The 12,898-nt window shown below is 64.6% G+C and carries 10 protein-coding genes; 2 read left to right on the top strand and 8 right to left on the bottom strand.

Features of this window, described 5'->3' with window-relative positions:
- Positions 1-252: 252 nt before the first annotated feature.
- Positions 253-1,284, top strand: a complete 1,032-nt coding sequence (idsB, locus tag ACAM49_RS26115) for a geranylgeranyl diphosphate synthase IdsB (protein ID WP_369638201.1) — start codon at positions 253-255, stop codon at positions 1,282-1,284.
- Positions 1,285-1,652: 368 nt separating this feature from the next.
- The gene (locus ACAM49_RS26110) at positions 1,653-2,732 is read left to right on the top strand and encodes a terpene synthase family protein (protein ID WP_369638200.1); all 1,080 of its coding nucleotides are present in this window, start codon (positions 1,653-1,655) and stop codon (positions 2,730-2,732) included.
- A gap of 292 nt (positions 2,733-3,024) precedes the next feature.
- On the opposite strand, the gene ACAM49_RS26105 is transcribed toward ACAM49_RS26110, so the two are convergent.
- The 8 genes from ACAM49_RS26105 to ACAM49_RS26070 form a co-directional block, all read right to left on the bottom strand.
- Positions 3,025-3,804 (bottom strand): hypothetical protein, encoded by a 780-nt coding sequence (locus ACAM49_RS26105; protein ID WP_369638199.1) that lies wholly within the window; start codon positions 3,802-3,804, stop codon positions 3,025-3,027.
- A 533-nt stretch (positions 3,805-4,337) separates the two neighbouring features.
- A complete protein-coding gene (locus ACAM49_RS26100; protein WP_369638198.1) occupies positions 4,338-5,510 on the bottom strand; it encodes a hydroxymethylglutaryl-CoA synthase in 1,173 nt (390 codons plus the stop codon).
- Positions 5,507-6,565, bottom strand: a complete 1,059-nt coding sequence (locus ACAM49_RS26095) for a hydroxymethylglutaryl-CoA reductase (RefSeq protein WP_369638197.1) — start codon at positions 6,563-6,565, stop codon at positions 5,507-5,509. The genes ACAM49_RS26100 and ACAM49_RS26095 overlap by 4 nt, the downstream gene beginning before the upstream one ends.
- Complete coding sequence (fni, locus tag ACAM49_RS26090; RefSeq protein WP_369638196.1) at positions 6,562-7,647, bottom strand: type 2 isopentenyl-diphosphate Delta-isomerase; 1,086 nt, start codon at positions 7,645-7,647, stop codon at positions 6,562-6,564. The genes ACAM49_RS26095 and fni overlap by 4 nt, the downstream gene beginning before the upstream one ends.
- The gene (locus ACAM49_RS26085; RefSeq protein WP_369638195.1) at positions 7,644-8,747 is read right to left on the bottom strand and encodes a phosphomevalonate kinase; all 1,104 of its coding nucleotides are present in this window, start codon (positions 8,745-8,747) and stop codon (positions 7,644-7,646) included. The genes fni and ACAM49_RS26085 overlap by 4 nt, the downstream gene beginning before the upstream one ends.
- Complete coding sequence (gene mvaD / locus ACAM49_RS26080; protein ID WP_369638194.1) at positions 8,744-9,796, bottom strand: diphosphomevalonate decarboxylase; 1,053 nt, start codon at positions 9,794-9,796, stop codon at positions 8,744-8,746. The genes ACAM49_RS26085 and mvaD overlap by 4 nt, the downstream gene beginning before the upstream one ends.
- Positions 9,796-10,923: a mevalonate kinase gene (mvk, locus tag ACAM49_RS26075; RefSeq protein ID WP_369638193.1), complete on the bottom strand. Its 1,128-nt coding sequence runs from the start codon at positions 10,921-10,923 to the stop codon at positions 9,796-9,798. The genes mvaD and mvk overlap by 1 nt, the downstream gene beginning before the upstream one ends.
- A gap of 202 nt (positions 10,924-11,125) precedes the next feature.
- Positions 11,126-12,625, bottom strand: a complete 1,500-nt coding sequence (locus ACAM49_RS26070; RefSeq protein WP_369638192.1) for a glycoside hydrolase family 47 protein — start codon at positions 12,623-12,625, stop codon at positions 11,126-11,128.
- Between the last annotated feature and the right edge of the window lie 273 nt (positions 12,626-12,898).

Below are 12,898 nucleotides of genomic sequence, written 5' to 3'. Positions count from 1 at the left end.
GGTTTCCTGGGTCTGGCCACCGCGTCAGTATCGGCCAACACGGCGGACCTCACATCAGAGTCCATGTGCCACTCCTTGATTCGGAGTTACACCGTTGTTCTTACAGTCCCGACTGAGATCGCGGCAGTCGAGGTTCTCGACCGAAGCAGCCTCGGTTTCCGCGTCCTGAATCCTCGTGGAGGTCGCTATGTCGGCGGTGTGTATCGCTTGCCCCGGAGCGCGGGCTGAAGTCTGGCCGGGGCGGTGGTGTCGATGACCGTCACGACCGCGCGCGCCGACACCACCTCGGCGGCCGCACTGCTCGCGCACGCACGGGAATTGTGCCTGCCGGTGCTGACCGAATGGGTCGGATCGCTGCCACAACCGTTACGCCTGATGGGGGCCTACCACTTCGGTTGGTGCGACACCTCCGGATCCCCGGTCCATGCCCACCCCGGCAAAGCGTTGCGGCCGGCCCTGGTATTTGCCACCGCCACCGCGTGCGGCGCGCGCGCCCAGGCCGCGATACCCGCGGCCGCCGCCATCGAACTGGTCCACAACTTCACCCTGATCCATGACGACGTCCTCGACGTTGACCGGACCCGCCGCGGCCGGGCAACGGTATGGAGCGTGTGGGGCATCGCCGACGCCATCCTGCTCGGCGACGCCCTCCATAGTTTGGCTGTGCGAGTACTGGCCACCGACCTACCCGGCCCGATCGCGGCCGCCGCCGTCACGCGGCTAGAGACGGCGGCGATCGAGATGTGCCGCGGGCAGTCCGAAGATTGCCAGTTCGAGACCCGCCCACGGGTAGGCATTGATGATTACGTGCGCATGGCAATGGGCAAAACCGGCGCGCTGATGGGCTGCGCATGCGCACTCGGCGCGTTCTGCGCAGGCGCGGACGCGGAGACCGTGTCGGCGATGGAGCGATTCGGCCGTGAACTCGGCTTGGCATTCCAGTTCGCCGACGACCTGCTCGGCATCTGGGGCAATTCAGCAGTGACGGGCAAACCCGCTGGGGCCGACCTGGCCCGCCGCAAACAGTCGCTCCCTGTCGTGGCCGCCCTGCAATCGGACACGTCGGCCGCGGTCGAGCTGAACCGAATCTACCGGTCAACGACGCCCATGGCCCCGGCAATGATCGTGCGTGCCACTGCCCTCATCGAGGCAGCCGACGGGCGGGTGACCGTGCAGCGGATGGCTGAGCAACGCCTCGCGGCCGCGATCGAGGCACTGCCCGACCCACGCACGGCCGGTGAACTATTAGTACTGGCGCAGCTGGCCGTGCAACGGGACAGGTGACCCCGCCAAAACGAGACGCAGATGGGGTTCGGAATGGCTACAGGGGAACAACTCATAGGGGACCCAACGATAGGCGAGGAGAAGATCGCAGCCTGGTTTGATAATTGGTTCCGAAGGCGGTCAACCCGTCCTGTGCCGGGGTTGGCGTTCTCATCATGCTCAGCGGCGGAGCCACTTGAGGATCATCCACTCTCACCTGGTCGCGTTCACCCTCAGGAAGCGGCTCGGCCGTCGTGGGGGCGTATGTATACCGTCGCCCACCAGCGGGGGGATTGGACGGCGTCTTCCTTGGCGGTCGGTAGCACACGACCGGCTGCGGCACGTTCGCGAAGCAACTCGCTCGAAATTTCGGCAAGCAGGAGGACGCTATGCGGCTGGTGACCGCCAGTACGGCCCAGGTTCCGGGTCTTTACTGCCCGATAGCAAGGTTCGGGATCGAGCCCTACGACACCGTCTCAGAGACCTGCGCTTGGATAGAACGGTTCGGGCTGTGCGAATCGCGCAGACGAGAGGCCTATGCCGAGGCCGGCGCGTGGTTTGCGATCGACTCCTTTCCCTTCGCCGACCGGCTGGGCCAGAGGTTGATGGCACGGTGGAGCGTGGTGACCTTCATCTTCGACGACGACTATTGTGAGCCGTTGTGCAGCAGTGTCAACCCCAGCAAGCGAGGCAGGCTGTCATTCGACAACATGGCCAACTGTCTTATTGATGTGCTGGATCACCCCAATACTCCCCCCATGATCTCCGCCCCGCTGACGCGGGCGATGGCCGACTTCGCCGCGGATGTTGTCGGTCACTACCCCCGTGAAGTACTCACGTTGATAGCCGATGGTTGGCGAAGGTTCGTTCGCGGCCAGCGCTGGCAAATCGCTTTGCGTGGGAAGGTGCCCTCACTGTCGGATTTCTTCGAGGGCCGCATCGACAATGTCGCAATCTGGCTTACCACTGTGTTGGCCGCCGCCGGAATGGGGCTGGATCTTGCGGACGAATCGTGGCGCAACCCGGCCGTGCAGGCGATGATCTATTCCGGTTGGTCACTGCCCATGATCTACAACGAATGGGCCTCCTACGACAAGGAACTCGACGCGGGCACCAGCAACATCAACCTGGTCGATGTGGTCTCCCACCAGTTTGCCATAGGTTTGGACGACGCGGTCATTGAGACCGCCCGATTGCATGATCGGATTATGACGGTGTTTTTGGCGCTGACTGAGAAATGCGAAGCACAGAACGAGCTTCTGGCTCGGTGGGCGCAATTCATGCGGGCAGCGGTCATCGGCAACATCATCTACCATGCCAGAATCTCGCGTTACGGTTGGCCTCCTCTTGGCCAACTGGTCCTGCTCGACTGTCCCTGTCTGGACATCGGCACCATAGCGATCCCCGAAACAATCCGATGGTGGTGGCGTGAGGCTGGCCTTCTTCCTGTCGGTTGTGAGAGTTCGTAGTCATTCGCACCGGCGACGTGAATCCCCTGGTTATTTATGCACGTGATCTGTGATGCACCATTTGCAAGACGAGGACTGTCTACCCCCCGCGGAGCAGGTGCGGCCGGAATGGCGGCTGCGGCCTTACCTGTCGCTTCGACCGTTGATTTCGGCGTCAACACGGTGGCGTTTATCTTTGAGTTGGCAGGGGGCTAACATGGCCGGGCCCGACAGAGCCCCCCTTTGATGAGGTCGGTGTGCCTATTCGTGCATGCAAGCAGCAGCCCTAAATGCCGATGACGTGGCCGCGCGGTCACCTGCGGTCGTCGACGCGCAGGTCGGCATCCTCTATGAGGACTGTATCAACTGACTGGTCCGCGTGACATTTATCCGCTCTGACCAGTTCAGGGACGGAGAGGGCATTGTCGTGGTCACTTGTCCGGTACTGCGACACATGGCCGAAGCTGGACGTGTTCTGGGTCGTGTTCGCGGCCGCTTGGACAATCGCCCGCCGCATGCCGTACCGGGACATGTCTGCGTGGCTAGATACGTACCCAGTGAGATACTGGAGGCTGACTGACTTCAGCGTCTTCCCAACGCTTGGCTCACGCGCGACGTCGTACTGGAGCGAAAGAGCATATGTGTACGCGTCATTTATCGTGGCCGCGTCGGCGCAATCCGAAAGCAGGAACATGTTGTTATATTCCATCTCGTGCGAATGACGCGTGAGCGCATATATTTCATGAAAGAGCAGGCACGCCTCGCACACCTTGTCGATGTAAGGTTTATCCCAGTCGGTACTCCTGACGTCATTCGCGCATAGAAGCATATACAGAGATCCTCTAATTAACGCGTCCGGAATCCTTCTCTCCAGATAGTCGACGTAGGCTTGGCGATCACTTAGGATATGACGCCCTGCAGCCGTACATGTGTCCAGGGCGCGCTCGCAGGCCGCACTATATGAGTATTCGAACTCGGCCTGTATCAGCCGAAAGGCCACTGTGTCGTTTCCTGTGATCCTGGCGCATATCGCCCGGAGGGTTTCTCCAAAAATTCGGTTGTCGAGAACGGAGTCAAGGCCCTCTTCCGCCATCCATGGTCTGTCTGGCAATAGTGCGCACGAGAGGAATTTGATTGCGTCAGCAAGAGTCTTCTCGTCGTGATCCGCATGCCAATGTATCATCCATTGGATTCCGGTCTTAGCGCCCATCTCATAGTCGGCGCGGTATTGGGGGGACCCGAATAGTCACACATGACCTCTGCCGTTTTGCGGGTGATCTTCTCTCTAATGCTGAGTGCCCCGGCGAACACACTTTCACTACTCAAAGCAACCACTTCCATGCTCGGGTCGTCGTTGAGCTCGCTGCGTTTTCAAATCTATCGCGAGTTCGCGAGTTCGCGAGTTCGTGGGGGACGGCGTCCACCAGGTTGATGTTGTTGGTGCCAGTTCGGGAATTAGGGGCAGGGATATGCAGCCGCATTGTGTCCAGTACGGTGAGGGTTGTCCTCTAAGTCTCGCGGTTCTCGTTGTCATCCGCGAATCGGAGTGCTTCGGCTCGATAACCATTTGCCCAGTGACCGGGGCCATTACCCGCTCAGGAGGTGCTGCGCGTCGCGCAAAAATCGTCATCGACTGTGCCGGTGTTCGTAGATGCGCTTGTGCTCGTCTACTGCGGCCAATCGGAAGGGGTCGGCCGTATCTTCTGTCAGGCGGTTGTTCTCACCGAGTTGGGTTTCGTGGACTGCGCGGTAGTGCTCGTAATCGATGGGCTTGCGCCTGGTGATCGAGTCCTTGTGCGCCGCAGTGCGCAGATGCTCGCGATAGCCCTGTATGACCGTTCCGGCGAAGAATTCGGCTACGTTTCCCGACCCGTAGCTGAGTAGTCCAACGGGTCGGTCGGTGAGGTCGTCGGTGTGGTCGAGCAGGGATGCCAGGGCGAGGTAGAGGGATGCGGTGTAGCTGTTGCCGATCATGCGGTTGTAGTGGGTGGTGGCGCCGATGTCGGCTTCGATGGCGTCGGAGTTCGATTGTGCGCCTTCGTGATCCAGTAGGTGGCGGTGGGCTTTGTAGGCCATTTTGGTGAAGGGTTGGTGATAGCAGAAGGCTGTGAAGTCGGTGAGAGGGAGTCCGCCGTGCCGTTGGTAGTCGGTCCATGCGCCGGTGACGGAGTTGAGGTAGGCGGTGATGGAGAGTTTTCCGTCGACGAGGGCGGTGGTGCGGTAGTTGGGGCGCCAGAAGTCCATGATGTCGGTGGAGTAGAGGCCGGAGGGGGGGTCGAGGCGGAGGATGGCGGGGTTGGCGGTGATGAGCATGGCGGCTGCGGCGGCGCCTTGGGTGGGTTCGCCGGGGCTGTCGAGGTCGTATTTGGCGATGTCGGAGGCGATGACGAGGACTTGTTCGGTGGGGTTGCGGGTGACGAGGGCGGCGGCGAGTTGGAGGGCGGCGGTGCCGGCGTAGCAGGCTTGTTTGAGTTCGACGACGCGGATGTTGCGGGGGAGGTCGAGGAGGGGGTGGAGGTAGAGGCCGGCGGCTTTGGATTGGTCGACGCCGGTTTCGGTGGCGAAGAGGATGGTGCGTGGGTGGGTGGTGCCGTGGCGTTCAAGGATGGGGGCGGCGGCGCTGGCAGCCATGGTGACGATGTCTTCGTCGGGGGCGGGGATGCTCATGGCTTCTTGGCCGAGGCCGATGAGGTATTTGTCGGGGTCGATGCCACGGTGTTGGGCGAGGGTGGCGAGTTCGAGGGCGTAGTGGGTGGTGGCGAAGGTGAGGTCGTGGATGCCGACGGCTGGAAGGTTCATGGCTTCGTTCCGTTGTGTGTGGCCGGGCGTTCGTATCGGGTGTGGGCTCGCATGAGTTCGCCCGGGTTGGTTTGTGCTGCGAGCAGGGACAATTCGCCGCAGAGCACGGTGGCTGCGGCAATGGCTGCGAGGCGGCGGGCGTTGTCGCCGGGTGGCCGGTGTTCTCGGCAGCCGAGGCGGGTCAGGTTCTCGGTCACGAACGGCAGCTGTTTGCCGTTGCCGATGGTGCCGACGATGAGGTTGGGCAGGGTGCAGGAGAAGTAGAGGTCGCCGTCGCGGTCTTCGGTGTGGGTGATGCCTTGGGAGCCTTCGATGATGTTGGCGGCGTCCTGGCCGGTGGCCAGGTAGAAGCCGAGCAGCATGTTGGCGTAATGGGCGTTCGCGGAACGGATTCCGCCGGCCAGGAGGGTACCGATCAGGTTCTTGCGGATGTTGAGTTCGACGATGCGGGCGGCCGTGGTGTGCAGGCGCTCGTGTACCAGTGGTTGGGGTACGACGAGTTCGGCGACGAGATTCTTTCCGCGGCCGAGGATTGCGTTGACAGCCGATGCTTTCTTGTCGGTGCAGTAGTTGCCGGAGATCGACCCGTAGCGCAGTCCGGGGTACCGGAGCAGGATGTCGTCGATCAGTCGTTCGGCGGCGAGGGTGGCCATGTTGTGGCCGGAGGCGTCGCCGGTGGTGAATTCGAAGCGCAGAAACAGCAGGTTGCCAGTGATTTGATGGTGGAACCCGATCAGGTCGGCGTAATGGCTGCTCGCGGTGACGATCTCACGCAGATGCGGGAATTCCGCGCTGAGTCGCTGGACGGCGGTGTGGGCGGTGTAGGCGTCGTCGGCTTCGAGGAGGATCGAGCGGGTCATGCGGTCGTCGACGAGGGTGGCGACCACACCGTGGGCGACGGCCCGGGAGATTCGGGCGCCGCGCCCGACCGAGGGCCATACCGGTGATTCGTAGGTCGCTAGCGGCACCTCGACGGTGTCGTCGAGGACGTTGCCGGTGATGCGGATGGGGCCGACCCACTGCAAAGGCACTGCGGCACAGGCGGGTTCACTCATCGCGGGTCCCTCGGGTAGCTGTTCGGGGATTGGCTGCGCCGGGCGTAGCCGGCGGCGTCGATGCCGCGTAGGCGGCAGAATTCGGTCACCTCGCCGGTGAGTAGCAGATCGCATCGGGTGAGGTCGGCCGGGGTGGCGGCGCCGAGGACGGTCATGATCTGGCCGAGTTGTTGCAGCCAGGTCTGGATCGTCGCGATCAGGGTGTCGAGGCCCTCGTCGACCAGTGTCTCGAGGAAGCGGCCCGCCACGCCGGTCGCGCGAGCGCCCAGCGCGAGCGCCCGCGCGCAGTCGAGGGGGGAGCGGATGCCACCCGAGGCGGCGATGTCGATGCCGGTGACGTCGGTGGCGTCGAGCAGGCAGCACGCGGTGGATTGGCCCCAGCCCTCGATGAACGAGAAGTCCGCCGCGGCGCGCCGGTTGTTTTCGATGCGCGCGAAGTTGGTGCCGCCACGGCCACCGACATCGGCGACCGCGACGCCCATGTCCCGCAACCTCAGGATTGTCGCGCGGCTCAATCCGAAACCGACCTCCTTGACGATCACCGGTACCGGGCTGGCCACGACGATGGCCTCGAGCTGGCGTGGCCACGCGCCGAAGGATCGGTCGCCCTCGGGCATGACGATCTCCTGGACGGCGTTGAGGTGGATCTGCAGCGCGTCCGCCTCGATCAGGTCGATGGCGCGCCGCACCTTCTCCGGTGTCGCGTTCGCGTTGAGGTTGGCCATCACGAAGCCGTGCGGATTCTCCTGTCGCAGCACGCGGAAGCTGTCGGCGACCGAGGGGTCGGCGAAGTAGGCGCTCATCGATCCGGAGCCGATCGCGAGGCCGGTTTCGGCGGCGGCGATCGCCAGGTCTCGGTTGATTTCACCGGTGCGTGGGCTGCCGCCGGTCATGCCGTTGACGAACAACGGTGCGCGCCAATGTTTTCCGGCGAACTCGGTGGTTAAATCGAGGTCGGCGCTGTCGATGCCCGCCAGCGCGTGATGCACGAAGACCACCGCATCGAAATCGTTGGCCGCTGCACCGTTTCGGTGTTGGTCTACCGCGTGCCGGACATGATCGTCTTTGCGGTTGCCGATCATCGCAGCGCCTCCTCGGCCGTATGCACGTGTAGTGGGAGCGGTCGAATGCCGGCCCGGGTCCATAGATCGATCAGGTCGACCGATGCCCGGGATGCGTCCGCGCGCAGCAGCGCGATCCCGCAGTCGCCGCCGCCCGCGCCGGACGGCTTGGCCGCCGCGCCGACCGATTCGGCGGCCGCACACAGGGTTTCCAGGCGTGGAGTCATGATTCCGAGCGCTGTCGCGTCGTCGAGTTCGGTGAGAATCCGGCGGCAGCGGCGAATCTCACGCAGCACACCGGCGGCGTCGTCGGCGTCCAACGCATCGATCAATCGCAGGACCGAGCCGGCGCTGGCGGTGAGAAAATCGTTGTAGCAGTCGCTGTTTCGCCAGTCCGTGCCCCGCGACCGGGCCACCATGGCGGGGGTCGAGGCCGGTTCGCCGGTCCAACCGACATATAGTTGCAGACTCGACGGGGCCCGAAGCCGCCGCACCCGCAGCCTCGGCCAGTCGGTGCGCAGTGCGCCGTCCACCCCGTGATGTGTCACCAATGCCGAGACCTGTGCCCGGTCGGGGGCGTGGTAGGCGAGCCAGCCGCCCCAGGTGCTCGCCGCCACATCGCCACCGGAAGCGTTCGGGTTGGTGGCGAGGGTGGCCAGCATGGCGAGGCGGTATCGGTCCATCGTGGACAGGTCCAGTCCGTAGTGCGCGCTGAGCGCTGCGATGGTGGCGACGGTCACGGCCGAACTGGAGCCGAGCCCGAATTTGCGGCCGTCGCAGGCGAAGAGTGGTCTGCCGGTCACCGCGAGTCGAAAAGGTGTCGCCGAGTGGCCTCGTTCGGCTGCGAGCTGTTCGACCACCGTCGCTGCTGCCAGTACCGGGGCGAACTCGCCACTGGTCCCGGCACCGGCAGCAACGACGCGGTGTGCAGCGCGCACACATCGCAGGGCGAGACCGCCGTGAAGATCGGAGTGCACGACGACGCCCTGTGCCGGATCGGCGGTGGTCACGGTGACTGTGACGCAGCGGTCGACGGCGACCACCACCGCCGGATAGCCCGGCTCGACCACCGCGTATTCGCCGGCGATGAACAACTTGCCCGGTGCCTGGCGCGTGATCACAGCACGCTCCCTGTGGTGAGCGCCGCCCCGGGACCGGGCAGCGCGATCTGTGTGTCCACGAACGAGCCGACCTCCGCGAGCGCGGTAGCGACCGTCGCGGCGTCGGTGCGCTCGCACAGCACTTTGATGTTGGGTCCCGCGTCGATGGTGGCGTACGCGGCGACACCGTCGTTGCGCAGCACAACAATTCGATCCAACACCGCGATCGAGCGTGACGACAGATACCGGATCGACGGGCGCGCCGCCAGCATGGTCGCGTGCATCCCGAAGGCATTGCGCTCGGCGATCTCCCCGACGACCGCGAGGTCGCCGCGGGCGATTGCCGCGCGCATCTCCGCGAGATCGGGTGCGCAGGTATTCGCCCATGGCAGATACAGCGGTGAGGTGGTGATGGTGTGGCGCATCGCATCCCGGCTCGACAGCAGCTTCGTCGACCGATCCAGGACCGCGACCACGATGGCGGGATCCAGCCCATCCGCTTCGATCGGCTCGGCATAGGAACCGAGGTCACCGGCCACCCCGGAGCCCACCCCCGCGTGCCACTGCGCGAAGCCACCGAAAATCGACCGGCACGCCGACCCGGAGCCGCGCCGCGCCAGCCGCGACAGGTCGCGGCGATCCAACTCGAGCCCGTACGCCTCAGCCGCGGCCACCGCCAGCGCGGCGAACCCACCGGCCGAGGACGCCAAACCGGCCGCGGTCGGCACCGTGTTGACGGTGACGACCTCGGCGCGCTCGTCGCGACCCGCCAGCGTCCGAACCAGGTCGAGGAACCGTTCCACCCGGTGCAGTACCTGCCCGGTAGCAGCACGGCCGGACAGGATCACCACGTCGGTGCGAGCGTTCGGTGTCACGGTGACACGAGTAGTGGTGGGATACAGATCGAGGGTCATCGACAGACTGTCGGCGACGGGCAGAACGAACTCCTCATCGCGTTTGCCCCAATACTTGACCAACGCGATATTCGGGTGAGCGACCGCGACCGCGGATTCTCGCGGCCTGGAACCCGTTCCGGGAAGACACTGCGCGGCAACCGTTTCGGTACTCATCACACCTCGCCACCGATGTTCACCATCCAGGTGCGCACGGCACCGGCCGCCACGAGCGCCGAGTCCACCGCCACCGCGGCATCGATGTCGGTCGCCAACGCTAGGACGCAACCGCCGAGGCCACCTCCGGTGAGTTTCGCGCCCAGCGCCCCGGCATCGAGTGCGGCCGCGCAGAGTGCATCGATTTCGGGGGTGCTGAGCCCCAACAGGTCCAGCAGCCGCTGATATTCGATGAGCCGAGCACCCAACGCCGGGCCCCGACCCCACATCACATCCATCGCGGCGGCCCGAGTAAGCGCCGCCGCCCGGTCGAACAACAGCCCCACAGCCGCCGGATCTTGATCGAACCGGGCCCGCACCGCACCCACCGCCGTGCTGGTAGCCGCCGTGACACCGGTATCGGCGATCACCAGCACCGCCGACAAACCGACCACCAGCGGCCACCCGCGGCCCGCTCGAAACCAAATCGGTTCCGACGCAACCGCGCAGCGTGCGTCGACGCCGCTCGCACGCCCGTGCGAAACCTGTTCACCCCGCTGCACCAGCTCGTACACAACCCCCGGATCAGGTTCCTCACCGCACAGATCAGCGACAGCATGCACCGCCGCCGCGGCACACGCGGCACTGGATCCGAGACCACGACCGAGCGGAACACGATTGTCGACCTCGAGGCGCACCACACGTGCATGCCCCCACAGCCGCAGCGCGGCCTCCACAGCGACCGCGGTACCCGACGACAGCGCCGAGGCTCTGCTCAGCGACTTAGCGATATCGCGGCGACAGTCGATCCACAGCGTGTCAGTGCTCGCGCCGGTTCGGCTCGCCGCGGCGGAATCGCAGGCGACGACCTCGACCCGCAACTCAGGAACCGGCCATGCGATCGCCGGGGTTCCGTAGACGCAGGCATGCTCACCCAGCAAGATCACTTTGCCGTGCGCACTGCCGCGCCCCGCGCTCGGTGCACCCTCGGCTTCCTGCAACCGAAAAGTGGGTGTCGCCGGCTCGAGGACAGGGTGCCGAACTTCGCCGGAGGGCCGCTGATTCGAAGCATCCTTGCCGACCGCTACCTCCGGCGCCGCCCCGTCCAAGACCTGTCCGCGCAGGGCACTCTCGTGGTGGGCGATCATGATGCGGACTCCTGGAATCACTATCGAGTCGTCCTGTTCCCGGTCGCCGCGTGTGGCGCGGCCGGTTACCTGTCCGAATCCACGCTAGGCGGCAGTCCGGGCGACTCTCGCGCAAGCGATTGGACACCGTCGCGACGGCGTCGGTGGGTCGCTGCCGCGGTCGCGTCAGCCGGTCCAATTCGCGAACGACCCACGAGGCCAATCAGGTCTGGTGATTCGGCACCGAATTCTGTTGGGGCGGCGTTATCGAGGGGATTTGCGGACCTGGCGTTGAGAGGCAGTCAGCCTGCCGCGGGGGTGCGAGGGTGGCCAACTGCCGCAGACCGTGCAGGATCTTGCCCTCGGTGGACAGGTAGAAGTCGGTCCGGTCGAAGCGGGGTGTGGTGGCGAACATCAGGTACAGATATTTGAAGTTCTCCGCGAAACCGTAGGCGGGGAACAGATCCCCGAGCCGCACGGGTGTGCTGGTGACATCGTCGACGACGGTGTAGCCATTGCGCACGCGCGCGTGGTCGCGCATCGCCTCGAAGTAGCGCCACGCCGTGTTCGCGTAATACGGGTCGGAGGTCTGCAGGTACAGATCGAAGGCTGCGTTGTGGTATTCGGGCCGAAACTGATTACCCGGGTTGGTGACGGTCCCTGTGGCGTAATCGATCTCCTCCGGCAAGACCGGGAACCGGTCCAGCATTGCGGTCCAGGTGTCGTAGTACGCCCGCGCCAACGGCAACTGCCCGGCGTGGCCGAGTACCTCCGGCCAGAACGATGCCAGCTCGGATTGTCTGCGGCCCAGCAGGGCCCCGGTGCGGTAGTCGATCTGCCGGTACCAGGTGTGGCCCTGGTAGGTCTCGACCGCGTGGGCGGTGAGCGCGGTGTCGAGCAGATGGAACCAGTCGCGGCACTCGTGATCGCCGAACAATACCCAACCGCCCCACAGATATTCGTAGAATGAGTCGCTGGGCTGGTTCGGGGCACGGTCGGTGGTATCAACCCAGACGCCGGTGTCGACATTCAATCGTGTCCCCATCAGGTCCAGCTCGGAGCGCCGGGCCAGGACCGCCCGCTGGGCGGTTTTGGCCGCGTCAAGATACTTCCGGTCCCCGGTCAGCCGTGTCAGAGTGCCGAATTCGAGAATATTGGTGCCGATTTCGGCCAACGCGGGAGTGTTGCCGGACACGGCACCGGTGCGCAAATTGACCGTGCTGTAAGGCATCCCGGTCGGTGACGCGAAGGCCGGCAGCAACCGGTCGGCCAGATCGACGGTACGAACCAGCAGCGTGTTGTTTCCGGTGGCCAGGTATCCGGCCAACAGCCCGCCGACCAGACGGATGATCGACTCGAAGACATTGAAATCGGCGTCGATGCCGAAATCCAGGTGCTGCTCGATCCACGCCACGCTCGTGTCCAGTTCGGAGTCGAGCTCCATCACGTACAACGTGTCCAATGCCTCGATGATGGACAGGCCCACCGGATGACCAGCTGCGAAGAACTCGCTGAACCCGCCGGTCAGCGGGCGGAGCTCGTCATGGCCCCACGCGAACCGGCGGTATGCATTCCACACATGCAGAAACTCGCCGCGGACCTGCTCTGGTCGGGAGGCGTAATCCGCGGTCGCGCGACCCCGCCCGGTCAGGCTCGTCGCGGCGAGGGCCGTTGTGGTGAGGGCCGCCAGTGCCGCGCGACGCGACCACAACCGTCCGACCACCGCGTGCCCGCCCTCCCGTCGTGCCGTTCACCAACCGATCAGCAATCCGGCACCGGCGACGAGCAATGCCGACGAGGACTACAAAATACCTGCTCACGACACACGGATACCGCGATCGGCGCAACCCTAGAACAGCAGACGCCGAATCAATAGCGACACACCGGCAATCACATTCGCATCGGGAACGACCAAACTGAAGGAGGGGTCCTGGACTGGCAGGCTTGACCAGCGGTGATGTCGAGTGGTACCGGGTAGCGTGTACCAGGTACACGA

Origin of the sequence: Nocardia sp. JMUB6875 (assembly GCF_041154655.1) — a bacterium.
GTDB lineage: Bacteria > Actinomycetota > Actinomycetes > Mycobacteriales > Mycobacteriaceae > Nocardia.
This window is presented reverse-complemented; position numbering and strand designations above follow the sequence as displayed.